This is a genomic window from Actinomadura sp. 7K507, assembly GCF_004348425.1.
GTDB lineage: Bacteria > Actinomycetota > Actinomycetes > Streptosporangiales > Streptosporangiaceae > Spirillospora.
Window position 1 is genome coordinate 13,802 of sequence record NZ_SMKK01000049.1, and the last position, 24,768, is coordinate 38,569.

Annotated in this window: 22 protein-coding genes; 18 read left to right on the top strand and 4 right to left on the bottom strand. The window is 72.2% G+C overall.

Annotation, left to right across the window (positions count from 1 at the left end; genetic code table 11):
• Positions 1-10 precede the first annotated feature (10 nt).
• Together E1285_RS13735 and E1285_RS13740 are read left to right on the top strand one after the other, a co-directional pair.
• Complete coding sequence (locus tag E1285_RS13735) at positions 11-784, top strand: SGNH/GDSL hydrolase family protein (protein WP_132151856.1); 774 nt, start codon at positions 11-13, stop codon at positions 782-784.
• 23 nt (positions 785-807) lie between these two features.
• Positions 808-4,434, top strand: coding sequence for an AAA family ATPase (locus tag E1285_RS13740; protein WP_132151858.1), 3,627 nt, complete (start codon positions 808-810; stop codon positions 4,432-4,434).
• On the opposite strand, the gene E1285_RS13745 is transcribed toward E1285_RS13740, so the two are convergent.
• Entirely contained in the window at positions 4,425-6,461 is a 2,037-nt protein-coding gene (locus E1285_RS13745) for an ABC transporter ATP-binding protein (RefSeq protein ID WP_132151860.1), read from the bottom strand. The genes E1285_RS13740 and E1285_RS13745 overlap by 10 nt on opposite strands.
• Positions 6,462-6,617: 156 nt before the next feature.
• Between E1285_RS13745 and E1285_RS13750 the strand changes: the two genes are divergently transcribed.
• The 6 genes from E1285_RS13750 (at position 6,618) to E1285_RS13765 (ending at position 10,360) form a co-directional block, all read left to right on the top strand.
• Complete coding sequence (locus E1285_RS13750; protein ID WP_132151862.1) at positions 6,618-7,787, top strand: LCP family protein; 1,170 nt, start codon at positions 6,618-6,620, stop codon at positions 7,785-7,787.
• Positions 7,788-7,825: 38 nt separating this feature from the next.
• A complete protein-coding gene (locus E1285_RS13755) occupies positions 7,826-8,122 on the top strand; it encodes a hypothetical protein (RefSeq protein WP_132151864.1) in 297 nt (98 codons plus the stop codon).
• Between the two features lie 85 nt (positions 8,123-8,207).
• Positions 8,208-8,366 (top strand): hypothetical protein, encoded by a 159-nt coding sequence (locus E1285_RS45570; protein ID WP_165966602.1) that lies wholly within the window; start codon positions 8,208-8,210, stop codon positions 8,364-8,366.
• 170 nt (positions 8,367-8,536) lie between these two features.
• Complete coding sequence (locus E1285_RS45575) at positions 8,537-8,692, top strand: hypothetical protein (protein ID WP_165966603.1); 156 nt, start codon at positions 8,537-8,539, stop codon at positions 8,690-8,692.
• Positions 8,693-8,790: 98 nt separating this feature from the next.
• Positions 8,791-9,279, top strand: a complete 489-nt coding sequence (locus tag E1285_RS13760) for a glutathione peroxidase (RefSeq protein WP_132151866.1) — start codon at positions 8,791-8,793, stop codon at positions 9,277-9,279.
• A 166-nt stretch (positions 9,280-9,445) separates the two neighbouring features.
• Positions 9,446-10,360: an oxidoreductase gene (locus E1285_RS13765; RefSeq protein ID WP_132151868.1), complete on the top strand. Its 915-nt coding sequence runs from the start codon at positions 9,446-9,448 to the stop codon at positions 10,358-10,360.
• Here the strand turns inward: E1285_RS13765 and E1285_RS13770 are convergent.
• On the bottom strand, positions 10,357-10,932 hold the full coding sequence (locus tag E1285_RS13770; protein WP_132151870.1) for a TetR/AcrR family transcriptional regulator: 576 nt from the start codon (positions 10,930-10,932) through the stop codon (positions 10,357-10,359). The two genes, E1285_RS13765 and E1285_RS13770, sit on opposite strands and share 4 nt — an antisense overlap.
• 83 nt (positions 10,933-11,015) lie before the next feature.
• On the bottom strand, positions 11,016-11,558 hold the full coding sequence (locus E1285_RS13775) for a methylated-DNA--[protein]-cysteine S-methyltransferase (RefSeq protein WP_132151872.1): 543 nt from the start codon (positions 11,556-11,558) through the stop codon (positions 11,016-11,018).
• 166 nt (positions 11,559-11,724) lie between these two features.
• Between E1285_RS13775 and E1285_RS13780 the strand changes: the two genes are divergently transcribed.
• The 5 genes from E1285_RS13780 to E1285_RS13800 all read left to right on the top strand — a co-directional run bounded on the left by E1285_RS13780 (position 11,725) and on the right by E1285_RS13800 (position 17,455).
• The gene (locus E1285_RS13780; protein ID WP_132151874.1) at positions 11,725-12,081 is read left to right on the top strand and encodes a hypothetical protein; all 357 of its coding nucleotides are present in this window, start codon (positions 11,725-11,727) and stop codon (positions 12,079-12,081) included.
• Between the two features lie 91 nt (positions 12,082-12,172).
• Positions 12,173-12,496, top strand: coding sequence for a DUF3817 domain-containing protein (locus E1285_RS13785; RefSeq protein ID WP_132151876.1), 324 nt, complete (start codon positions 12,173-12,175; stop codon positions 12,494-12,496).
• A 76-nt stretch (positions 12,497-12,572) separates the two neighbouring features.
• Positions 12,573-13,517: a helix-turn-helix domain-containing GNAT family N-acetyltransferase gene (locus E1285_RS13790; protein WP_132151878.1), complete on the top strand. Its 945-nt coding sequence runs from the start codon at positions 12,573-12,575 to the stop codon at positions 13,515-13,517.
• 932 nt (positions 13,518-14,449) lie between these two features.
• Positions 14,450-16,846 carry an endopeptidase La gene (gene lon, locus E1285_RS13795; RefSeq protein WP_132151880.1) on the top strand — a complete coding sequence of 799 codons (2,397 nt, stop codon included), beginning with the start codon at positions 14,450-14,452 and terminating at the stop codon, positions 16,844-16,846.
• A gap of 123 nt (positions 16,847-16,969) precedes the next feature.
• Positions 16,970-17,455 carry a VanZ family protein gene (locus E1285_RS13800; RefSeq protein ID WP_243722763.1) on the top strand — a complete coding sequence of 162 codons (486 nt, stop codon included), beginning with the start codon at positions 16,970-16,972 and terminating at the stop codon, positions 17,453-17,455.
• 11 nt (positions 17,456-17,466) lie between these two features.
• On the opposite strand, the gene E1285_RS47310 is transcribed toward E1285_RS13800, so the two are convergent.
• Positions 17,467-19,050: a nitroreductase family deazaflavin-dependent oxidoreductase gene (locus E1285_RS47310; protein WP_132151884.1), complete on the bottom strand. Its 1,584-nt coding sequence runs from the start codon at positions 19,048-19,050 to the stop codon at positions 17,467-17,469.
• Positions 19,051-19,229: 179 nt separating this feature from the next.
• Between E1285_RS47310 and E1285_RS13810 the strand changes: the two genes are divergently transcribed.
• Genes E1285_RS13810 through iolD form a run of 5 tightly spaced genes read left to right on the top strand, consistent with a single transcriptional unit; the run spans position 19,230 to position 24,760 of the window.
• A complete protein-coding gene (locus E1285_RS13810) occupies positions 19,230-20,261 on the top strand; it encodes a Gfo/Idh/MocA family oxidoreductase (protein WP_132151886.1) in 1,032 nt (343 codons plus the stop codon).
• Positions 20,258-21,109, top strand: a complete 852-nt coding sequence (locus tag E1285_RS13815; RefSeq protein WP_132151888.1) for a TIM barrel protein — start codon at positions 20,258-20,260, stop codon at positions 21,107-21,109. Before E1285_RS13810 ends, E1285_RS13815 begins: the two co-directional genes overlap by 4 nt.
• On the top strand, positions 21,106-22,041 hold the full coding sequence (gene iolC / locus E1285_RS13820) for a 5-dehydro-2-deoxygluconokinase (RefSeq protein WP_132151890.1): 936 nt from the start codon (positions 21,106-21,108) through the stop codon (positions 22,039-22,041). The genes E1285_RS13815 and iolC overlap by 4 nt, the downstream gene beginning before the upstream one ends.
• Positions 22,038-22,895: a 5-deoxy-glucuronate isomerase gene (gene iolB / locus E1285_RS13825; RefSeq protein ID WP_132151892.1), complete on the top strand. Its 858-nt coding sequence runs from the start codon at positions 22,038-22,040 to the stop codon at positions 22,893-22,895. Before iolC ends, iolB begins: the two co-directional genes overlap by 4 nt.
• A complete protein-coding gene (gene iolD / locus E1285_RS13830; RefSeq protein ID WP_132151894.1) occupies positions 22,892-24,760 on the top strand; it encodes a 3D-(3,5/4)-trihydroxycyclohexane-1,2-dione acylhydrolase (decyclizing) in 1,869 nt (622 codons plus the stop codon). The genes iolB and iolD overlap by 4 nt, the downstream gene beginning before the upstream one ends.
• Positions 24,761-24,768 lie beyond the last annotated feature (8 nt).

Below are 24,768 nucleotides of genomic sequence, written 5' to 3' on the forward strand. Positions count from 1 at the left end.
GGGGGTTGCGATGGGTGAATTGGAGCGGATCCGGACGTACGTGGCCCTCGGCGACAGCTTCACCGAGGGCTTGAACGACCCCTACCCCGGTGAGGACGACCGCTTCCGCGGCTGGGCTGACCGGCTGGCGGAGCTCCTCGCCGAGCGGCACCCGGGACTGCGCTACGCCAACCTCGCCGTCCGCGGCAAGCTCGCCCGGCAGATCGTCGACGACCAGGTGCCGTGCGCCGTCGAGCTGGCGCCCGACCTCGTGACGTTGTGCGCCGGCGGCAACGACATGATCCGGCCGGGGGCCGACCCCGACGCGCTCGCGGTCGTCTTCGACGACGCCGTGCGCCGCCTGCGCGCCACCGGGTCCCGCGTCGTCGTCTTCACCGGCTTCGACACCCGGGGCCTGCGCGGCGGCGGCCGCATCCGCGGCAAGGCCGCCACCTACAACATGCACCTGCGCGCCATCGCCGACCGCCGCGGCTGCACCGTCGTCGACCTGTGGCCCCTGCGCGTGTTCGACGATCCCCGCGCCTGGTACGAGGACCGCCTCCACCTCTCGCCCGAGGGGCACCGCCGGATGGCCCTCCTCGTCGCCGAGGCCATCGGCCTGCCCACCCGCGGCGACTGGCGCGAGCCCTGGCCGCCGCTGGACCGTGCCGACTGGCTCACCTCGCGCCGCGAGGACGTCCGCTGGGCACGCACGTACCTCCTGCCGTGGATCGGCCGGCGGACGACCGGCCGCTCCACCGGCGACGGCCGCGCCCCCAAACGCCCGACCGCGCTCCCGCTGTGACCCCGCTGCGGTAGAACTGCATCGTGAGTTCCCCCCGGCTGCCGGATCATCTTGAAGTGCTGCTCACCGATGAGCCCGTGCTGGACGTGTACGCGTTCGGTCCCTGGCGCGTGCCTGACGGCCTGTACGAGGAGATGCGCGAGCGGGCTCTGGAGTACAACCGGGATCCGCGCGCGGTGGTGCTGACGCGGCAGCTCAGCGACTTCTACGGCGGGGACACCAGCGCGGCGGGGGCCGAGCAGTGGTCGCTGCTGACGTTCCTGCTCGGCGCGTCGGCGGTCCGCGGCGGGTCGCGGGGGGACGTGGACTACGAGCTGCTGTCGGCGTTCCTCGCGACGCCCGAGCCGGCCGCCCGGGAGCCGCTGGCCTGGTTCACGCAGGGCGGGCGGTGGCGCCCGCCGGGCCTGTGGCTGCCCGAGCCCGCCGGGAACGACCGCGAGCGGCGGACGGTGATGTTCGAGCTGGCGCGTGCGGGCCTGGACGTCTTCGAGGGCCTGGAGCCGGTGGAGCGGCGACGGCGGGCGCTGATGGACCTGTTCGACCGGCGCGCCGCCGACCCCGGGCTGCGCGAGCAGGACATGAGCGTCCCCATCGGGCGGCTGGACGAAGCGTGGGCGTCGGGGCTGACCGACGAGGAACTGGCCGTCCTGCCCGAACTGGCGGGGCCGGTCGGGTACCTGGGTTGGGCGTGCGCGGGATTGGACGCCGCGCACGCGTGCTTGGCGGGAGCCGTCGCGGACGGGGACGAGCCTGACGTCGCCCTTGCCCGCCTGCTCCTGGCGGCGGAGGTCTCCGTCGTTCCCGCGGAGCTGGCCGTGGTGCTGGGCACGACGCGCTACGAGAACCTGGAGGAGCGCTTCCGCGCGGCGAGGGAGGGCTTCTCTCCCGAGGCGTGGCAGCTCGATGTGCGGTCCTGGCTGGCGCGGGGCCTGGTGGCGGGGGAGGCCGATGCGTCCCGTGCCTGGCTCGACATGGCCGTGCGCATCACGGGCGCGGTCCAGGGGCTTCCGGACCCGCCGATGAGCCCGCGCTGCCGCGTGCCCGTGCGCGCGTTCCAGGCCGACCTGCGGCGGCTGTTCACCGCGCGGCGGGTCCCCAACACGCTCGGTGCGTCGCTGGGCGGCGCCAAGAACGCCGAGGACGGCGAGGCCGGCGGGGAGCGGCGTCAGCGACGTGGCACGGTCACCGGCGAGATGCTGGTCGGGCAGCCGGAGCTGTCCCGGGTGCTCGAGGACGCGGTGGCGGCGCGGCTCGCCGGGGAGCGTCCGGTCCGCCTGCTGATCGCGGGCCCGGAGGGCACCGGCAAGGGGACCGCCGCGGAGGCGGTGGAACGCCTGCTGGCCGAGGGCGGCGCGGTCCGCGAGGCGATGTGGATATCGGACCAGGTGTTCGCGTCGCTGGGGGTGAGCGACGCCGTCCTGTGGCTGCAGTCCCGCGTCCGCGACTGCCTGGAGGCGCGGATGCTCCTGGTGGTCGACGACCTGGAGAAGCTCGCCGCGCACGAGCGGTGCGGCGCCGCGGCCGTGGAGGAGCTCCGGCGCCTCATGGCCCGCTCCCCGTCCCTCAGCGTCGTCGCGCTGTGCCGTCCCGGCGGGGACCGGCGGCTGTTCGACGCCAACCCGGCTCTCGTCCGGGCGTTCGACGTCGCCCGCACCCGCGACTTCGGCGAGGACCACTTCGCCGAGCTGTTCACCCTGGCGGTCGTGCGGCGCGGCGCCCGCGTCGAACCGGGCGTGGCCGCGGCCGCCGCCACCATGCTCCGCCGCACCCCGCCGCTGCTGAACCTGCGCGGCGCGCGGCTGGTGGAGCACATGGCGGGCGAGGCCGTCGCCGCGGCCGTCCGGCGCGCCGAGGAGGCGCACGAGGAGGCGGACGGGGAACAGCCGGACGCCGCCGCGCTCCCCGGGCCGCTGGAGGTGACGGCGGCGGACGTGCCGCAGCGCCTCGTCCCGGGCCGCTCCGCCGACACCGACCCGCTCGCCGAGCTGGCCGCGTGCGCCGGCATCGAGCCCGCCAAGCGGGAGGTGGACGCGCTGGTCGCCGAGGCGAAGGCGGCGCGGCTGCGCCGCGAGGCCGGCATGACGGCCAGGGCACGGCCCCGGCACCTGGTGTTCATCGGCAATCCCGGCACCGGGAAGCGCAAGGTGGCGGGCATCCTCGGCCGCCTCTACGCCGAGCTCGGGGTGCTGTCGTCCGGGCATCTGGTGGAGGTCGAGCGCGCCGACCTGCTCGGCGAGTACGCGAGCGAGAGCGTCCTGCGGGTCCGCCGGGCCGTGGAGCAGGCCCACGGGGGCGTCCTGGTCGTCCGCGACGCGCACGCCCTGGTGTCGGCCGCCGCCGACGCCGCCCGGGGACGCGAGGTCCTGGACGTGCTCGTCACCGGCGTCCAGGCGCACAGCGAGGACCTCGTCGTCGTGCTGACCGGGCCGGAGGCGGAGCTGAACGGGCTGCTGAAGTCGCATCCCGGCCTGGCCGCGTTCTTCCCCCGCACCGTCCGGTTCCCCGACCTCACCGAGGACGAGCTGGTGGAGGTCTTCGCGGCCAAGGCGGCCGACGCGGGCTTCGAGCTGGCCGCCGGCGTGCTGCAGAAGGTCCGCGGACTGGCCGAGGCGGCGCCGCGCGAACGCGGGTTCGGCAACGCCCGGGCCATGATCAACCTGCTGGACCGGGCGGTGGCGATGCAGGGACGGCGCGTCCTGGCCGACGGCATCGTCGACGAGACCGAGTCGCTGGACGAGATCCTGCTGGAGGACGTCCCCGAGACCCTCACCCGCGCCCGCGACGACGTCCCCGGCGACCCGCTCGCCGAGATCGACCGGCTGATCGGGCTGGCCGACATCAAGCGGGAGGTGTCCTCGCTGGTGGCCGAGGTCCGCGCCGAGCAGCTACGGCGCGACGCCAAGCTGTCCCCGGCGTCGCCGTCCCGGCACATGGTCTTCATGGGCAACCCGGGCACCGCGAAGACGACGATCGCCCGGCTCATCGCCGCCGTGTACGCGCGCCTCGGGCTGCTGTCGTCCGGGCACCTGGTGGAGGTCACCCGCGCCGATCTCGTCGCCGAGTTCGTCGGGCAGACCGCGCCTCGGGTCCGGGGCGCGGTCGAGCGCGCCCTCGGCGGCGTGCTGTTCGTGGACGAGGCGTACGCGCTGTCGTCCTCGGGCGGCGACCGGCGCGACTTCGGCCACGAGGCGATCGCCGAGCTGCTGCGGCTGATGGAGGAGCACCGCGGCGACCTGGTCGTCATCGTCGCCGGCTACGACGCGGAGATGGAGGGGTTCCTGAAGGCCAACCCGGGGCTGCGGTCACGGTTCCCGAAGGTCCTGCGCTTCCCGGACTACTCCGACGACGAGCTCGTCACCATCTTCGAGTCCATGGCGGCGGAGGCCGGGTTCGCGCTCGCGTCCGGGACCCTGGACGCGGTGCGCCGCCTGGTCGCCGCGCAGCCGCGGGGCTCCTCGTTCGGCAACGCCCGGCTCGTCCGCAACCTGCTGGAGGCGGCGATCTCCCGGCAGGCGCGGCGCATCACCGCGGAGGACGACGAGGGCGCCGGGGGGATCGAGGCCGCCGAGGTGGGGACGCTCCGACCCGAGGACCTCCCCGACGCCCCGCCGCCCGAACGGACCGGTTTCGGTTTCGGCGCCTACCTCTGAGGCCCGCTGTCCGGCGCCGCGCCGGCGCCCTGGCCGGGCTGCGGGCGCGGGCCGCCGTTCGCGTAGGCGGCGGCCTGGAGCGAGTACAGGTCCGCGTACAGGCCGCCCTGGTCCATCAGCGTGGTGTGGTCGCCCTCTTCGATGACCCGTCCGTGCTCCAGGACGTAGATGCGGTCGGCGTGGCGGACGCTGGCGAGCCGGTGCGTGATGAGCAGGACGGTCCGGCCGTCGGCGTGCGTGCGGATCCGCTCGAACAGCTGGTGCTCGGCCCGCGCGTCGAGGGCCGCGGTCGGCTCGTCGCAGATCAGCAGCGGCGCGTCGCGGAAGAAGCCGCGTGCGACGGCGAGACGCTGCCACTGCCCGCCCGACAGCTCCGCGCCGCCCTTGAACCGGCGGTCGAGCAGCGTGCCGTATCCGCGGCCGAGGTCGCCGACGACCTCGTCGGCCCCGGAGGCGCGGGCGGCGGCGAGCATCGCCGGGTCCTCGCCCTCGCCCTCGCCCTGGACGTGCTCGCGGCCGCGGCCCATGGTGATGTTCTGCCGGGCGGTCATCGGCCAGTGGGTGTACTCCTGGGCGATGACGGCGACGCGTTCCCACACGTCGTGGGGCGCCACCTTCGTCAGGGGCACGTCGTCCCACAGGACTTCGCCGGAGTCCGGGTCGTACAGGCCGGCCATGACCTTGGCGAGGGTCGTCTTGCCGGAGCCGTTCTCGCCGACGAGCGCGACGACCTCACCCTTGCGCAGGTCCAGCGAGATGCCGTTGAGGGACGGTGTGTCCGCGCCCGGGTAGGTGAACCTGACGTCCTGGACGCGGATGCGGTCGAAGCCGTCCAGGACGTTTTCGTGTCCCTCCGCCCTGGCGGGCTGCAGTGCGCGGCGAGGGACGCGCTCCTCGGCCTTCGCGCAGAAGGCCAGGTAGTCGCCGAAGTACAGGCCTTCCTCGTAGCACTGGTTGACCGCGAACACGAGGTTGGCCAGGGAGGACTGGCCCGACCGGATCGCCAGCACCGCCGTGCCCGCCACCGCCAGCGGCACCGCGCCCTTCCACAGCATGAGCCCCAGCGCGATGTAGACGGCCGCCGTGGCGACGCCCTTCAGCAGGTCTCCGGTGACCCGCGCGATGGTCTGCCGGCGGGCGAGGTCCAGTTCGACGGTCCGCTGGTAGGCGGCCTGCCGGTCGTACTGGCTCAGCAGGAACTTCCGCATGGTGAAGGACCGCACCTCCGCGGCGTGCCGCCGTTCGACCATCAGGTCCGACAGGATCCACTTGCGGCGCGCGACCTCGACCAGGGTGAGCATCGTCAGGTACTGCATCCGCGCGCTGCGCACGGACGCCCAGCCCTCCGGGACGGCGGTCAGCAGGAGCAGCGGCAGGAGGAGCGGATGCAGCACGCCGAGCGTCCCGGCCGCCGCGACCATCCCGACGGCTCCGGTGAGCACGTCCACCGCCTGCTGGACGACCCGCGGCGCCGACATCATGCCCCTGGCCTGCGCGCGCTGGAGCTCGTCCAGGAAGTCGGAGTCGTCGAGCGCGGCCAGGTGCACGGCGGTCGTCGCCTCGTACAGCCGGAGTTCGGCGAGCCGCCGGACCTGCGGTTCCAGCCGCGACTGCGACCAGCCCGCGCACGCCTGCAGCCCGGCGCGCAGCGCCACCGCGCCCGCGACCAGTGCCAGCGACGGCAGCGCGTCACGGACCCGGTCCGGCGTCGGCCCGGCGCTGAACAGCGCGGTGAGCACGCCGGTGGTCGCCAGCAGCCAGAAGGCCGTGAAGACCCCGGCGACGAGGTTGAGGGAGATCGTCGCGACCGTGTCGGCGGGGCTCGCCCGCCAGGCCAGCCCCGCCGCCTGGGCGATCACCGCCGGGAGCCGCCGTGCTACCGTGCCGAGTCCGGTCTCGGCCAGCTCCCGGTCCTTCGCGTGCCAGACGTGCGAGGTCAGTTCCGGCAGCTCGGGCGCGGGACGGGTCTCGCGGAGGCGCCTTCCGCGGAGCGTGAACCGTCTCTGGAAACGCCGTCGTGCACCCATGCGCCGCCCTCCGCGCGTACTGCCCGCCAAGGGCAGTGTGCGACCTGAGGACGACGGGTTCCGCTTCACATGTCACATAGAGCGGCGATTTGTACCAGTGGACAATCATGCAGGAGAAGGACGCGGCGGACGCGCGGGAAGTCTAGGGTCTACCCCATGAGCGACGGCTGGCCGGAAGGCTGGACACGCAAGGAGGACGACCGCGTGGCCCGCAGCAGGCAACGCTCCGTTCCGGCGGAGCACCACCAGCCCGCCTACGGGCGGGAGGCGTACGGAGACCCGTACGGGGACCCGTACGCGGGTGACCAGCTCCGCGGCGGGGGCCGCTACGACGAGGGCGACCCCTACGGCGGTCCACCGCCCAGGCGGCGGCGCCGCCGCCGTACGGGGCGGGTGTTCGGCGCCATCGTGGTCGTCCTGCTGCTGATCGTCGTCGGCGGCTACTTCTACCTGGACTCGAAGCTGAAGCGCGAGGCCGTCCTGGAGGACTACCCCGGCCGGGTCGCCGACACCCCGGGGACGAACTGGCTGATCGTCGGCTCCGACAGCCGCGAGGGCCTGTCGAAGGCCGAGCAGAAGAAGCTCAAGACCGGTTTCGCCTCCGGGCGCCGCACCGACACGATGATGCTGCTGCACTACGGCTCCGGCGGGACGTCCATGGTCAGCCTCCCGCGCGACTCCTACGTCCCGATCCCGGGCAAGGGGCGCAACAAGCTGAACGCGGCGTTCGCGTTCGGCGGCCCCAAGCTGCTCGCCCGGACCGTGGAGGAGGCCACCGGCCTCCACATCGACCACTACGCCGAGATCGGCTTCAACGGCTTCGTCGGCGTGGTAGACGCCATCGGCGGCGTGGACATGTGCGTCAAGGAAGACATCAAGGACGTCAAGGCGGGGCTCGACCTCAAGGCCGGCTGCCAGACCCTCGGCGGCGCCGACGCGCTCGGGTACGTCCGGACCCGCAAGTTCGCCCGCGCCGACCTCGAACGCGTGGAGAACCAGCAGCAGTTCTTCGGCGCGCTGATGAAGAAGGCGGCGAGCCCGGGGACGGTCCTCAACCCGTTCAAGAGCATCCCGCTGGCGACGAACGCCACCAGCAACTTCCTGGTGGACGACGGCGACCACCTGCACCACCTGATGCGCATGATGTGGGCGATGAAGGGCGTCAGCGGCGGCGACGGCGTGTCGACCACCGTCCCGATCGGCGGCAACGGCAGCGCGGCGGGCGTCGGCTCGTACATCACCTGGGACAAGGCCAAGGCGACCCGGCTCTTCGACGCGCTCAAGCAGGACCAGGAGATCCCGCAGGACGTCATCCAGAAGAAGTGAGCGGGATTGGCCCTCTTCCGCCCGGTTAGAGTCAGGGCATGTCCGAAGTGACGCCCGGCGGTGGCGCCGGTCTGGACGAGTTGTCGTCCAAGGAGCTGTACGAGCGGGCGATGAGCCTGGCTAAGGAGCGGCGCGACGTCGGCTTCCTGTGGGACCTGCTGCGCGCGATCCCCCCTGCGGCGGCGTCCCTGGGCGAGGTCGGCCGCGCGGAGTTCGACCTCTTCCACGGCCTGGCGCTGCTGGAGGAGTTCACGCACGCGGGGGAGGGGGAGATGGCGGACGCGCTCCGCCCCCTCTACATCGAGTACCTCGCCGAGCACGCCAACGGGACCTGACCGTCTCTTTGCGTGCCTTTGCTCTCTGTCCGGCCACCACTGGGAAACACTCTCCGTAGTCCATTGACTGCAGAGGGTGGTTGAAGTGAACAAGAAGCATATGAAGATCGCCGGGATCGCCTTCGGGGTGTGGTACGTCATCAGCAGGCCAGAGGGAGCGGCGAGTCTCGTCAACAACGCCCTGAGCGGGCTCGGCTCGGCCGCCGAGTCGTTGTCGCAGTTCATGAGCGCGCTACCGAGCTGACGGACGGCTCCCTGGCCCCGTACCCCCGGCGGTACGGGGCATCTTCGCGCGTGGCCATCAAGCGGTTGCCTCGGCGTCACAGTAAAATCGCGCTTTGCGGGCACACGCGCCCGGGCACAATGGGATCGGGTCAGTTGTGTCGCTGCGCTACAACCAGGGACGGCGTACGGATGAAGAAGAACCTCCGCTATGTGGCGATCGCGTTCGTCATCTTCTACTTGCTGAGCTCACCCACGGACGCGGCCAACGTGGTCAACAACGCCTTCAGCCAGCTCGGCGAGGCGGGCAACCAGCTCGCGTCCTTCGTGAACGCGTTGGGCTCGTAGGGCGAGCCGCCATCCCCGGGTCCCCGTCCCGGGGCGGCGGCGAGAGTTTGGACGAGGACATGGCCGGTCACGGGGGGTGATCTCCTAAGATCGGCCCTATGTCTGTTTACGACGTAGAGATCGACGGCCTGCGGGGCGGACCCGCCGACCTCGGCCAGTACCGGGGCAAAGCCGTGCTCATTGTCAACGTCGCATCCAAATGCGGCCTCACCCCGCAGTACTCCGGCCTGGAACGGCTGCAGGAGCGGTACGCCGGACGCGGCTTCACCGTCGTCGGCGTCCCCTGCAACCAGTTCATGGGGCAGGAGCCCGGCACCGCCGACGAGATCGCGGAGTTCTGCTCGGCGACCTACGGTGTCACGTTCCCGATGACCGAGAAGGTCGAGGTCAACGGTGACGGCCGGCACCCGCTGTACCAGGGCCTGGTCGGCTCGCCCGACGCCGAGGGCCACACCGGCGACATCCGCTGGAACTTCGAGAAGTTCCTGATCGCCCCCGACGGCACGGTCGCGGCGCGCTTCGCGCCCCAGGCCGAGCCCGAGGCGGACGAGGTCGTCGCCGCGATCGAGAAGAACCTCCCGGCCTGAGAACCAGCCTGAGAACGGGCCTGAGAACCGGCCTGAGAACGGGGCGCCCTCCGGTATCCGGAGGGCGCGCCCGGAGGCTGTGAATTGCGCCACATCGCGAACCGGTTGTCCTCTATTCGAAGACCCGTCTAGTTTTTGAAGTCGCGATATGACGTGGAGGTGCCCCATGCGCGGATGGACGACCGGGAACATCCCCGATCTGCACGGCCGGCGGGCGATCGTCACCGGCGCCAACAGCGGGATCGGGTACCACACCGCGCTCCAGCTCGCCCGGCGCGGCGCATCCGTCGTGCTGGCCTGCCGCAGCGCCGAGCGCGGCCAGGCGGCCTTCGACCGCGTCAAGGCCGCCGCCCCGGACGCCGACCTCGTGCTCGGCTCCCTCGACCTCGCCGACCTGTCGTCCGTCCGGACGTTCGCGGACCGGCACGGCGACGCGTCCCTCGACATCCTGGTCAACAACGCCGGCGTCATGGCCATCCCGCGCCGCAGCACCGCCGACGGCTTCGAGATGCAGTTCGGCACCAACCACCTCGGGCACTTCGCCCTCACCGGCCTCCTGCTGCCGGCGCTGCGCTCGGCCCCGTCCCCCCGCGTGGTCACGGTCACCTCGGGTTTCGCCTGGTCCGGCCGCCTGAACTTCGACGACCTCCAGGGCGAACGCCGTTACCGCAAGTGGACCGCCTACGCCCAGTCCAAACTGGCCAACCTGATCTTCGCCAGGGACCTGGACCGCCGCTTCCCCGAGCTGACCAGCACCGCCGCCCACCCCGGCTACGCCGCCACCAACCTCCAGCAGACCGGCCCCAGGATGCAGGGCAGCACGCTGACGGAGAAGGTCGTCGGCGTGGGCAACGCCGTGATGGCCCAGTCCGCCGCCGCGGGCGCGCTGCCGTCCCTCTACGCGGCCACGGCCCCGGACGTCCACGGCGGCGCCTGCTACGGACCCCGCCTGCTCCAGTACCGCGGCGCCCCGACCGAAGTGGTCACGCCCCCGCAGGCGAACCGCCCAGCCCAGGCCGAACGGCTCTGGGAGATCTCCGAAACCCTCACCGGCGTCACCTTCGCGGCGACGACGCCCTAGCGAAGCCCCCGGGTGGCCTGAGCCAGCGTCGCCGCGATGACCCCCTCGGCCTCGGCCGGTGCGCGCTCCGCGAGCCGCGCGGCCGCGTCGACGAGACCCTGGATCAACTCCGCCCGGAGCATCGCCTCCGGGACGCCGCCGTCCTCCAGGGCGGCGGCGAGCGGGCGCAGCAGCATCGCATGGCCGACCCGGATGCGCTCAAGGGCCGGTTCCGCCAGCGCGTGCTCGGCCAGGGCGACCGCGGCGGCATGCCGCCCGTCGGTCATGACCCCGAGCTGTACCCGGATGTACGCCTCGACCTTGCCCTCTAGGTCCCCGGGACCGTTCAGGGCCTCCTCGACGAGCGACGCCCACCGGGGCAGCTCCTCCTCAAGGATCGCCGCGACCAGGTCGTCCTTCGACCGGAAGTACTCGTACAGGCTCGGCCGCGACAACCCGACCCGCCTCGCCAGCGCCGCGAGCGACAGCGCCTCGAGGCCCTCCTCCGCCACGAGCGCCCGCGCGGCGTCGAGGAGCGTCCGCAACTGCCGCGCCCGATGCTCCGCGACGGTCGCTTCACTGATCCTCGGCACGTCCCCATCCTACGATTCCCGACTACCAGTAGGTAGGTTTCCTTCTTGCGGGACCACGCGGACGCCTGCGTGGAGACGGCGGTCTACGGGGCTCGGGTGAGGTCCCAGTCGAGGGTGGCGGGGATGGCGCCCTCCAGGGTGAGGAGCCAGCGCTTGACCTCGACGCCGGAGCCGCCGCTGTAGCCGCCCAGGCCGTTCGAGGCGACCACGCGGTGGCAGGGGACGATCAGGGGGATCGGGTTGGCGCCCATCACCTGGCCGATGACCTGCGCGTGGACGCCGGTGCCGCTGCGGTCGCCGAGCGTGCCGTAGGTGATGACCTCCCCGTACGGGACGGAGTCGTACAGCGTCGACAGGACCTGCCGCTGGACGTCGGAGGTGAGACGCCAGTCGATCGGTACCTCGAAGTGCTTCAGGTCGCCGCTGAAGTAGTCGTGGAGCGCGGACAGGGCCGGGGCCAGGCGATCAGGGGCGTCCACGACGGGAAGGCCCGTGGCCTTGGCCGTGCGGGCGCGGGCGGCGGGGGTGTCGTGGAAGTCCAGCGAGACGACGCCCGTGTCGGTCTCGGCGACGAGCAGGCGGCCGAGCACGGTGTCGACCGTGCCGAACGCGAGGGTCTCGGTCATTGCGAGGTACTCCTTCCCGGTTTGTTCAGCGTCCCATGCGGGTCCGTCTTTCCTTCAACACCGCCGTGCCTCCTCACGATGCGGGAGCGAGTGCGGTGGCATCCCACCCAGGTGCAAGGACGGGGTCGTGGCGGCGGTCCGCGGTCCCGGGGGTAGGCTCGGGGACGTGCGACGGTTCCTCACCCCAGGCTGGCTTGCGCTGCACGTGCTGGCGCTCGTTCTGTGCGGCGCGTTCCTCGCCTTCGGCTGGTGGCAGTTCGACCGCGCCCAGAGTGGCAACGACCGCAGTTGGGCCTACACCTTCGAATGGCCGATCTTCGCGCTCTTCGTGGTCGTGATGTGGGTCAAGATGATCCGCGACGAGCGGGCGGGCACCGCCCCGGCGCCCAAGGAGATCGAGGAGCCCGCGGAGGCCGCGGTCAAGCGGGAGATCATCCGGCAGCAGGAGGACGAGGACCCCGCCCTCGCCGCCTACAACCGCTACCTCGCGCGGCTCAACTCCGGGACCGGCGGAATCCGCTGACCCGGCCGCGCGGGGACCGCCCCCGTGCGGGCCCCACCCGGACGGTCCGTGTGAACCGTCCCATGGGGGACGGCGACGAAAGGTGTGATCTTTGGAAGGCGCGGTGACCAGGTACCGGATCCTGGCGCTGGTGGTCGGCACGCTTCTGGTGCTGCTGACGATCGGCATGGTCCTGAAGTACGGGCCGACGGACATGCCGGAGATGGTGGCCGTCGTCTCGCCGATCCACGGCTTCTTCTACATGGTCTACCTGGCGGGCGCCTACGACCTGTGGCGGCGGACCGGCTGGCCGCTGAGCAGGATGGCCGTGATCGTGCTCGGCGGGATCGTGCCGCTGATGACCTTCTTCGTCGAGCGCAGGATCGTCCAGGAGGCGCGCGCCCTCGGTGACGCAAAGGCCGAAGCGCCCGCCTGACGGCAGCCCCCGGCACTGGATGGCCGCCGCCTTCGTCCCCTAATATTTGACTGAGTCAAACGTTGGAGGGACGGGCATGGAGGTTACCGAAGGGGACATCCGCACGGTCCGGTCGTTCAACCGGTTCTACACCGGGGTGATCGGCGTGCTCGGGGAGGGGCTCGTCGAGACGCCGTACTCCCTCACCGAGGCGCGGGTGATCTTCGAGCTGGCTCAGAGGAGCGACACCGAGGTCCTCGCCCTGCGCCGTGCCCTCGGCCTCGACCCCGGCTACCTCAGCCGGATGCTGGCCCGGTTCGAGGCCGACGGGCTCGCCGAGCGGACACGCGCACCCGGCGACGGCCGCCGGCAGATCGTCCGGCTCACCCCGCGCGGCCGCGAAGTGTTCGCCATGCTCGACGAGCGGTCCGTCGCCGACATCCGCGGGCTGCTGGGCGATCTGCCCGCCGGGGACCGGCGGCGCCTCCTGGCCGCGATGCGCGCCGTCCACGACATCCTCGGGGACCGTCCTCGCCCGGACGGCTTCGTCCTGCGCCCGCTGCGCCCCGGCGACCTCGGCTGGATCGTGGAGCGCAACGGCGACCTCTACGACCGGGAATGCGGCTGGGACCGCACCTACGAGGCGCTCGTCGCGGAGGTCGTCGCCGACTACGTCCAGAATCACGACCCGGAGCGCGAGAACGCCTGGATCGCCGAGTCCGGCGGCGTGCGCGTCGGCGGCGTCCTCTGCGTCCGCCGGACCGGAGACGTCGCGCAGCTCCGGCTGCTGCACGTCGAGCCGGACACGCGGGGCATGGGCGTCGGAGCCGCGCTGGTCGGCGAGTGCGTCCGCTTCGCCGCCGGCGCCGGATACTCCGAGATCATGCTGTGGACGACCGCGCTCCAGCGCCCGGCACACCGCGTCTACGAGCGGGCCGGATTCGTCCTGGAAGCGGAGGAGCCCCCGGTGGAACGCTTCGGGGACGTCGTCCACGGGCAGGTCTGGCGCCGGAAACTGCGAACCGGGACCCGTGGGGCGTGACGCCTGCACGGGCCCGGCTCCGCAGTGATCCCTGTCGAACCCTTCTCCTTGGTGATCCGCACCGGGTGAGAAGCGTTCACTGCGCTGGCGGCCGGGACGGGGGTCGGACGGAGTTCCGGCCGCCTGTGTTTCACCGGCTGGAAGCCGGTTCGTCTCGGGGCTGGTTCCCACCTCCCTTCCGCTCCGGCCGGCCGGGTGACCCGGCCGGCGTCCGGGGAAGGACGCCGCGGCGGCGTCCGGATGACGGAGGCCGGGCCGGCGGCACGGCTCGGGTGGTGCCGCCGGCCCGGCTCGTGGGGGACGCCGGTGCCGCGGGGGCGTGCGGCACCGGGGTCCGGAGGTGGTCGAAGCGCCGGGCCGGTCCGGTACGGCCGAGGACCCGAGGTGTATCGCCGTGCGCGCTCGCCGCGGCACCGTTTGGGGGACGGTGCCCGCCGCGGTCGAGCACGCCGTGACCGCCCTCGGCCGTACGGACCGGGCCGCGCGGGGACAGGGGCGCCGGGACGGGCCGGTTCTCACGCTCTGTGCGGTGCATCCCGGACCCCTCCTACTTTCGACCTGGGGCTTTGCCGCCCCGAGGATCTTTCGTTCACCCTGTGTCACGATCTCGTTGCGTTAGGTACCCCCACGTCATGCGCACGTAAACCGCCCCCGGCGCAAAGAATCATGATCGCGAAGCGGACTTTGCCTCCTCGTTGCCCGCCCGCCCGCGTGCGCGCCGCCACCGGCCTCGCCTCCCCCGCGGGCGTCCGGGGAGCAGTGCGGCGCAGGCCGGGAGGACCGCGGCGGCCGCCGCTCGGCGCGTCGGCGGCGAGTGGGAAACAGTGATCGCTCTCAGCGAACGTTGCTGAGGAAACAAAATGCTGCTCCGTTTTCTTGAGTGAGTATGACTCAACTTGATGTTGGGTGGACGTACGGACTTGGAGCTGAGCATGAGCGAGACCCTGACGTTGCCGGTGCTGCCCCTGGACGACGGGGCCGTTCTGCCGGGCATGGTGGTGCCCCTGGACCTGTCCGAGAGCGGCGAAGTGCGGGCCGCCATCGAGGCCGCGCGGGCGGTGGCCCAGTCCAAGGGGCCGGGCATCCGGTCGGCGAGCAAGCCGCGGGTGCTGCTGGTGCCCAGGATGGACGGGCAGTACGCCGGCATCGGGACGCTCGGCGTCATCGAGCAGGAGGGGCGGCTGCCCGGCGGTGAGCCGGGGGCCGTCGTCCGGGGCGTGCAGCGCGTGCGGATCGGGACCGGGACGACCGGGCCGGGCGTGGCGCTGTGGGTCGAGGGCACCCTGATCGAGGTGCCGGAGCCGTCCGGGCGCGCGCAGGAACTGGCGAAGGAGTACAAGAGCCTGGTCAGCGCGATCCTGCAGAAGCGCGGCGCCTGGCAGGTCGTGGACGTCGTGCAGCAGATCGACGACCCGTCCACGCTGGCCGACAACGCCGGATACGCGCCCTACCTGTCGGACGAGCAGAAGACCGAGGTCCTGGAGACGCCGGATGTGGTGGAGCGGCTCGACCTGGTGATCGGGTGGGCGCGCGACCATCTGGCCGAGCTGGACGTGGCGGAGACGATCCGCAAGGACGTCCAGGAGGGCATGGAGAAGACGCAGCGGGAGTTCCTGCTGCGGCAGCAGCAGGAGGCCATCCGCAAGGAGCTGGCCGAGCTGAACGGCGACCCCGCCGACGAGGAGGACGACTACCGGGCCCGCATCGAGGCGGCGAACCTGCCGGAGCAGGTCCGCGAGGCGGCGCTGAAGGAGGTCGACAAGCTGGAGCGGTCGTCCGACGCCTCGCCCGAGGGCGGCTGGATCCGCACCTGGCTGGACACGGTCCTGGACATCCCGTGGAACGACCGGACCGAGGACGCCTACGACATCACCGGCGCACGGGAGATACTGGACGCCGACCACGCGGGGCTCGACGACGTGAAGGAGCGCATCGTCGAGTACCTGGCCGTGCGCAAGCGGCGTGAGGACCGGGGCCTGGGCGTTGTGGGCGGACGCAGGAGCGGTGCGGTCCTGGCTCTGACCGGGCCTCCTGGCGTTGGTAAGACGTCCCTCGGCGAGTCGGTCGCACGGGCCATGGGACGCAAGTTCGTCAGGGTCGCCTTGGGCGGTGTCAGGGACGAGGCCGAGATCCGTGGCCACCGCCGTACGTACGTGGGTGCGCTGCCGGGCCGGATCGTCCGCGCCGTCCGCGAGGCCGGTTCGATGAACCCGGTCGTCCTGCTGGACGAGGTCGACAAGGTCGGCGCCGACTACCGGGGCGACCCGACGGCGGCGCTGCTGGAGGTCCTCGACCCCGAGCAGAACCACACGTTCCGGGACCACTACCTGGAGGTGGAGCTCGACCTGAGCGACGTGCTGTTCCTCGCCACCGCGAACGTGGTGGAGGCGATCCCCGCGCCGCTGCTCGACCGGATGGAGCTCGTGGAGCTGGACGGCTACACCGAGCACGAGAAGGTCACGATCGCCCGCGACCACCTGCTGCCGCGCCAGCTCGACAAGGCGGGGCTGGAGGCGTCCGAGGTGGGCTTCGGCGACGACGCGCTGCGGCTGCTGGCGGCCGAGTACACCCGCGAGGCGGGCGTCCGGTCGCTGGACCGGTCGATCGCGCGGGTGCTGCGGAAGGTCGCCGCGAACGTGGCGCTGGAGAAGTCCGGGCTGCCGGTCTCGATCGGCGCCGGCGACCTGAAGGACTACCTGGGGCGGCCCAGGTACACGCCGGAGGTCGAGCTGAGCAGGAACGAGCGGCGGACGGGCGTGCCCGGCGTCGCGACGGGCCTGGCGGTCACCGGCGCGGGCGGCGACGTCCTCTACATCGAGGCGTCGCTGGCCGACAAGGAGACCGGCGACACGGGCGTGACGCTCACCGGGCAGCTCGGCGACGTCATGAAGGAGTCGGCGCGGATCGCGCTCAGCTACCTGCGTTCGCGCGGGGCGGAGCTGGAGCTGCCGGTCGGCGACCTGAAGGACCGCGGCGTGCACGTCCACGTGCCCGCCGGCGCGATCCCGAAGGACGGGCCGAGCGCGGGCATCACGATGACGACCGCGCTGGCGTCGCTGCTGTCGGGCCGGGCGGTCCGCTCGGACGTCGCGATGACCGGCGAGGTGTCGCTGACCGGGCGGGTGCTGCCGATCGGGGGCCTGAAGCAGAAGCTGCTGGCCGCGTCCCGGCTCGGCATCACCACCGCGATCGTGCCGAAGCGCAACGAGCCGGACCTTGAGGACGTCCCGGCCGAGGTGCTGGAGAACCTCACGGTCTTCGCCGTGAGCGACGTCCGCGAGGTGCTGGACCTGGCCCTGGAGCCGGCCAACACGCCGGTGGCGGCCTGACCCTCGCGCAACGCCCGCGCCGGGCCTGAACCCGGCGCGGGCGTTGCGACGTCAATGCGGGTTTCGGCCACCCCGTATCCCCGGTCGTGCATGGCCGGCCAGGGGACGGGGACGCTGCGGCGGGTGTTGACGGAGATGTGGCAGCCCGCGGCCCCGGGCGAGAAGGCCCCTTGGTACGTCATCGCCCTGCGCGTCGTCGTAGTGACGATCGCGTTGGGCGCTCTCGGCGTGTTCTTCTATTTCGCTTTCAAGCTGACGCTGACTCCCGTCCGGGACAACGGCCAGGCGGGCGGGAACACCGACCCCGGCCGCTCGCTCCGCTTCTACCTGGACCGTCCTACCAAGGATGCGTTGCTCCAGATCGGCGGCAACCTCGCGCTCCTCGCACCCCTTGGCGTGCTCCTCCCCATCGTCTGGACGACCCTCCGCGGCCCCATACGCCTGGCCCTGCTCGCTGGCATGCTCTCGCTCGTCATCGAGGCGATCCAGGGCGCCCTCGTCATGGGCCGCGCCTTCGACATCGACGACGTCATCCTCAATGTCGCCGGTGTGGTCATCGCTTACATCATCCTGGGCCGCCGCCTCTCCAGAACCGTCCGAGGCGACTGACCGGGTGACGTCTACCTAGGCGTGAGGCGGAAGATTCTCAGCTCGCGGTCCGCGCGTTCCACGTAGCGGTCGTAGACGGGCCACACCTGGGTGAGACGGGGCCAGATCTCGGTGCGTTCGGCGCCGTCCAGCAGGTGGGCGGTGACGGGCACGGTACGTCCCTGGAAGCTGACCTCGGCCTCGGGGTTCTTCAGGAGGTTCCCGGTCCAGGCGGGGTGCTTCTCGCGCCCGAAGTTGGAGCCCACGACGAAGAAGCCGCCGTCGTCGTCGGGGAGGCACGCCAGGGGTGTCGAGCGGGGGAGTCCGCTGACCGCGCCGGTCGTCGTCAGCACGAGGCTGGGGACGAGGAGCTGGCCGAGCAGGAGGCGCCCCCCGCTGACCTTGTGCAGGGCTTTGTCGATGGGCGGGACGATCCTGGGGCCGATCTTGGCGAACCATCCGGCGCCGGAGACCCGGTGGAAGACCGGTCCGAAGGTGCGCTGGATCAGCGAACGCTTCTCTCCCGGCCTGCCGGTGTGGCCGCCGCCCGGCGCGCGCCGGCGAGGACGGGAGACGTTCGTTTCCGGCATCGGCTTCTCCTCGGGCGCGAGCCGCCCGGCCCGGCGTGGTTTCAGGTGGCCGGTCTCGGCCAGCCATCGCAGGCCGTCGGCGACCGTATCCTCGACCGGACGCAGGGTGAGGTCCAGCGCGTCCAGGGCGGGACGGTCGTCGGTCGGCACCAGCGTCACCATGAACTCGGCGGCGTCGCGGGTGAGCGGATAGTCGAACCGGCGGACGCGCTTGGCCGCGTCCAGGGCCGAGCCGAGCCCGAGCATCACGCGGCTCGGGACCGGGACGCGCCGGCATCTCACGCCGGTGAGGCGGTCGCAGAGGTCCGCGTACTGGGGCCAGGTCAGGTAGTGGCCGCCCAGGACCCACCGGCTCGGTCCCTGCCGGGCGCCGACGGAACGTGCCAGCGCCTCGCCGAGGTCGCGGACGTCGATGACCGAGACGCCGCCGCCCGGGAGCGGCCACACCTTCCCCAGCGCGGCGGCCAGGCCCTCCATCAGCGTGTCCAGGGTGGGCTGGTGGGGGCCGCACACGCCGCCCGGGTAGACGATCGTGACCGGTGCGCCGTCGGCCTGCAGGTCGCGGGCGTACCGCTCGGCGGCCAGCTTGGACTGGCCGTAGCCGGTGCGCGGGCTCGCGAGGGCGCCGTCCGCGGTGATGACCGGGGCGGACGGCGGGACGAACACCCCGATCGTCGAGACGTGGACCACGGGGTCGAGGCCGCGGGCGACGGCTCCGCCGACGACGTTGCGGGTGCCCCGGACGTTGGCTTCGACGAGATCTCCGGCGGCACCGGTCACGCCGATCGCGGCGGCGGCGTGGATCGCGGCGTCGCAGCCGTCGAGCGCCTGCGTGACGGTGTCCGCGTCCAGCATGTCGCCTGGGACGAGTTCCACGTCCGCTGCGTTGACGCCGATCGTCTCCAGGATCTTCGTCGTCTTGCCCGGGTCGCGGACCAGCGCGCGCGGGCGGTGCCCGGCGGCCAGGAGGGCACGGACGGTGTAGGACCCGACGAACCCGGAGGCGCCGGTGACGAAGACCCGCATGGCTCACAAACTAGCGCTTGGTAACGTCCGGGCGACAGCCCTGATCGCCCCTCGCCCAAGAGTAACGACCGCGATTTCGGACACTTCCAATACCGGGAACGCGCACAACCGATCGTTGACGCTCCTGGAACGCTCCAGCACACTCGTGAGTCACCTGACCGCCGACCGGGAGGGGATCGATGAAGATCGGACTGGCAGGCGCGGGACGCATAGGCGCGCGCCACGCCACCGCTCTGTGTGAACTGCCCGATGTGGAGGCCCTCCGCATCGCCGACGCGGATCCGGGCCGCGCCCGCGACCTGGCCGCCCGGCTGCCCCGATCGCCGCGCGTCGCGGCGCTGGACGCGGTCGGGGACCTGTTCTCCGCCGGCCTGGACGGGCTGGTCGTCGCCGCGGCCACCGACGCGCACGCGCACCTGGTGGAGCGGGCCATGGCCGCCCGGATTCCGGTGTTCTGCGAGAAGCCGCTCGCGCCGGATCTTGATGGAACGTTCCAAACAGTGGCCGCCGCGGCCACCGCCGGGGTGCCCGTGCAGGTGGGGTTCCAGCGCCGGTTCGATTCCGGGAACGCCGCGGCGCGCGAAGCCCTGGCGTCCGGGCGGCTCGGCTGGCTGCACACCGTCCGCTCGTGCAGCTTCGACCCCGCGCCGCCGCCCGCCGAGTACGTCCCGACGTCCGGCGGGCTCTTCCGCGACTGCGTCATCCACGACCTGGACCTCATCCGGTTCGTGACGGGACGCGAGGTCGTCCGGGTGATGGCCTCCGGCTCCAACCGCGGCGACGACTTCTTCCGCGAGTGCGGCGACATCGACACCGGATCCGCCCTGCTCGTCCTGGACGACGGGACGCTCGGGCTCGTGTCGGCCACCCGCTACAACGCCGCCGGATACGACTCGCGCCTGGAGCTGTTCGGGTCCAAGGACAGCATCGTCACCGGTATGGACGAACGGACGCCCGTGTCCGCACTGCCCGAACCCGATGCCCCGGAGAGCGAGCCGGGCGGGGCGCCGAAACACGCCTACGGCGGCTTCATGGAGCGGTTCGCGGACGCCTACGACGCCGAACTGCGCGCCTTCGTGGACGTGGTGGCCGGCCGCCGCGGCAACCCGTGCCCGCCTGAGGAGGCGCTGGAGGCGTTCTACCTCGCGGAGGCGTGCGAGCTGTCCTTCCGGGAAGGGCGGATCGTCGGGACCGAGGAGGTGCGGCGATGAGGGTCGCGGCCGCGCCGATCTCGTGGGGCGTGTGCGAGGTCCCCGGCTGGGGTCATCAGCTGGAGCCCGGACGGGTCCTCGCCGACATGCGCGACCTCGGCCTCGCGGCGACGGAACTGGGGCCGGACGGCTTCCTGCCCGGCGACACGGGCGCGAGGGACGCGCTGCTGGCGTCCTACGGGCTGGGTCTCGTGGGGGCGTTCGTCCCGACGGTCCTGCACGATCCGGCGTACGACCCGATGCCGGACGTCGACCGCGCCCTGGACCGCGCCGGCGGCGTCCTCATCCTGGCCGCCGCGACCGGGCTGGACGGCTACGACGGGCGTCCGGAACTGGACACCAAGGCGTGGGCGACGCTGCTGGCCAACCTCGACGCGATCACCCTGCGGGCCGCCGCACGCGGCCGCCTGGTCACCCTCCATCCGCATGTCGGGACGGTCGTGGAACGGCGCGCGGAGGTCGAGCGGGTGCTGGGCGGCAGCAGCGTCCCGCTGTGCCTGGACACCGGGCACCTGCTCGTCGGCGGCACCGACCCGGTGTGGCTGGCGCGCTTCGCCGCACCACGCATCGCGCACGTCCACCTGAAGGACGTGGACGCCGCGCTCGCCGACCGCGTGCTCAACGGCCAGGTCACCTACACGGACGCGGTTCGCGACGGCCTGTACCGGCCGCTGGGGGACGGCGACATCGACATCTCCGGCATCATCCGCGCGCTGGAGGGCGCCGGTTACGAAGGCTGGTACGTGATGGAGCAGGACACCGTCCTGACCGAGGAGCCCGCAGAAGGCGGCGGTCCCTACGACGACGTCCGCAGAAGCCTGGACTTCCTCACCGGAGTGGCCCGATGACCTTCGACCTCATCACGATGGGACGAGTGAGCGTCGACGTCTACCCGGACCAGGTGGGCGTGCCGCTGGAGGACGTCGAGTCGTTCGGCAGGTACCTCGGCGGCAGCCCCACCAACGTCGCGGTGGCCGCGGCGAAGCACGGCCGCAGCGCCGCCGTCGTCACCCGCACCGGGGACGACCCGTTCGGCCGGTTCGTCCACAACGCCCTCAAGGGGTACGGGGTGGACGACCGGTTCGTCACGGCCGTCCCCGGGCTGCCGACCCCGCTGGCCTTCTGCGAGATCTTCCCTCCGGACGACTTCCCGCTGTACTTCTACCGCTACCCCAAGGCCCCTGACCTGGAAATCCATCCGCACGAGCTCGACCTAGAGGCGATCCGTGAGGCGCGCATCCTGTGGGCCACCGTCACCGGGCTCTCGCAGGAGCCGAGCCGTGAGGCGACACTGACCGCGCTCGGCGAACACCCCGGGCAGACCGTCATCGACCTCGATTACCGGCCGATGTTGTGGGCCGACCCCGCCGAGGCCCCGCATTGGGCAGGGCTCGCTCTGGAGCGCGCCTCCGTAGCGGTGGGGAACCTGGACGAGTGCGAGGTCGCCGTGGGGGAGCGCGAGCCGCACGCCGCCGCACGCGCGATCCTGGCCCGCGGCCCCGAACTCGCGATCGTGAAGATGGGGCCGGAGGGCGTTCTGGCGGCGACGGCCGGCGAGGTGGTGGAGGTGCCGCCGGTCAAGGTCGACGTCGTGAACGGACTCGGCGCGGGCGACGCGTTCGGTGGCGCGATCTGCCACGGGCTCCTCGCCGGATGGGACCTGCGGCGGCTGATCGAGTTCGCGGGCGCCGCCGGGGCGATCGTCGCGTCCCGCGTCGCCTGCTCCGCCGCGATGCCGTCGCCGGACGAAGTCGAAGCTCTCCTGGAGGACCCCCGATGAAGTACCACCTGCCCGCGGGAACGGCCGCCGAGGAGCCGTACGGGCTGGTCGTGACGCCCGAGTCGGCCGGATGGGTGCACTCGGCGCTGCGCGTCCTCGAACTGCGGGACGGCGGCTCGCACGAGTTCCGGACCGGCGAGTTCGAGATGATCGTGCTGCCGCTCGCCGGGGCGTGCGAGGTCGAGTGCGACGGCGAGCGGTTCGGGCTGGACGGCCGCGACCACGTCTTCAGCCGGGTCAGCGACTTCGCCTACGTGCCGCGGGACGCGCGCGTCGCGGTGCGCGGGCGCGGCCGGTTCGCGCTGGCCGGGGCGCGCTGCGAGGCCCGGCTCGAACCGCGCTACGGTCCCGCCGGGGACGTCCCCGTCGAGCTGCGCGGCGCCGGCCCGGCGAGCCGGCAGGTCAACAACTTCGGTACCCCGGAGGGTTTCCCGTTCGCCGAGAAGCTGATCGCGTGCGAGGTGCTGACGCCGGGCGGCTGCTGGTCGTCCTACCCGCCGCACAAGCACGACGAGGAGACGCCGGACGAGGCCGTCCTGGAGGAGATCTACTACTTCGAGGTCGCCCGGGACGGCATGGCGTACCAGCGCGTCTACGGTTCGCCGGGACGCCCGGTCGACGTCCTCGCGGAGGTGCGCAGCGGCGATGCCGTCCTGATCCCGCACGGCTGGCACGGGCCGTCCATGGCGCCGCCGGGGCACGACCTCTACTACCTCAACGTGATGGCCGGGCCGTCCCCGGAGCGGGCCTGGCGTATCTGCGACGATCCGGCGCACGCCTGGATCCGTGACACCTGGCAGGGGCAGGCGATCGACCCGCGGCTGCCGCTGACCTCGCCGGAGGGACGGTCATGAAGCTCACGGTGGGGCAGGCCCTCATCCGGTTCCTCGGGGCGCAGTACAGCGAGCGGGACGGGGACCGGCGGCGGTTCTTCGCGGGCTGTTTCGGCATCTTCGGCCACGGCAACGTCGCAGGCATCGGCCAGGCGTTGCTGGAGCACGCCGACGACTCGCCAGACCACGGAGAGTTCCCGTACTACATGGCCCGCAACGAACAGGCCATGGTGCACACCGCGTCCGGATACGCCCGGATGAACGACCGGCTGGCCACCTTCGCCTGCACGACGTCCATCGGCCCTGGGGCGACCAACTTGGTGACCGGTGCGGCCCTGGCCACCATCAACCGGCTGCCCGTCCTGCTCTTGCCGGGCGACGTCTTCGCCACTCGCCCGGCCAACCCGGTGTTGCAGGAGCTTGAGGACGCCCGGTCCTACGACGTGTCCGTCAACGACTGCCTCAAGCCCGTGTCGAAATACTGGGACCGCATCAACCGTCCTGAACAGCTCCCCAGCGCGCTCATGGCGGCGATGCGCGTCCTCACCGACCCGGCCGAAACGGGTGCGGTCACGCTGGCGCTGCCACAGGACGTGCAGGCGGAGGCGTACGACTGGCCGGACGAGCTGTTCGCCCAGCGGGTGTGGCGCATAGCGCGGCCTCTGCCCGAACCCGCTTCGCTGGACGAGGCGTCCGCCGTCCTCCAAGCCGCCGAACGCCCGCTCATCGTGGCGGGCGGCGGCGTCATCTACTCCCGGGCCACCGACGACCTGCGCGCCTTCGCCGAACGCACCGGGATCCCTGTGGCCGAGACCCAGGCGGGCAAGGGCGCCCTGCCTTGGGACCATTCCTGCTCAGTGGGCGCCATAGGCGCGACGGGCACGACCGCGGCGAACGCACTGGCCCGCGAAGCCGACGTCGTCATCGGCATAGGCACCCGCTACAGCGACTTCACGACCGCGTCCCACAGCCTGTTCGCCAACCCGGACGTGGCGTTCGTCAACGTCAACGTCGCGAGGTCCGACGCCGTCAAACTCGCGGGCATCACCGTCGTCGCGGACGCCAGGGAAGGCATCCGGGGCCTGAACGCCGCGGTGGACGGCTACTGCGTCCCGGACGCCTACCGGAACGAGGCCCGAGTCCTGACGGCCGACTGGAACGCGAAAGTCGACCGGGCGTACGCGTCCCAGGGCGGGAAGCCACCCGCCCAGTCCGAGGTCATCGGCGCCGTCAACGAGGCCGGCGGCCCGCAGGACGTCGTCGTGTGCGCCGCCGGGTCCATGCCGGGCGACCTCCACAAACTGTGGCGGGCCCGTGACCCGAAGGGCTACCACGTCGAGTACGGCTACTCCTGCATGGGCTATGAGATCGCCGGTGGCCTCGGCGTCAAGATGGCCGCTCCCGACCGCGAGGTGTTCGTCCTCGTCGGGGACGGGTCGTACCTGATGATGTCCCAGGAGCTGACCACGGCCCTCGCCGAGGGAGTCAAGCTGATCGTCGTGCTCGTCCAGAACCACGGGTTCGCCTCGATCGGGAACCTGTCGGAGTCGGTCGGTGCGCAGCGCTTCGGCACCCGTCACCGCGCCCGCACCGGCACGGGCCTCGACGGCGATCCGCTGCCGGTCGACCTGGCCGCCAACGCGGCCAGCCTGGGCGCCGGCGTGCTCCGCGCGTCCACCGCCGACGATCTTCGCGACGCGCTCGGGGAGGCGAGGAGGGCCGCGCGGACGACGGTTATCCACATTGAGACGGACCCCTTGGCAGGCACCCCGGACAGTGCGGCATGGTGGGACGTCCCGGTCGCGGAGGTGGCGGCGCTGGACTCCACCAGGCGGGCACGCGCCCGTTATGAAGGGGATCAGCGGGCACGCCGCCAGCATCTGTGATCAACTCC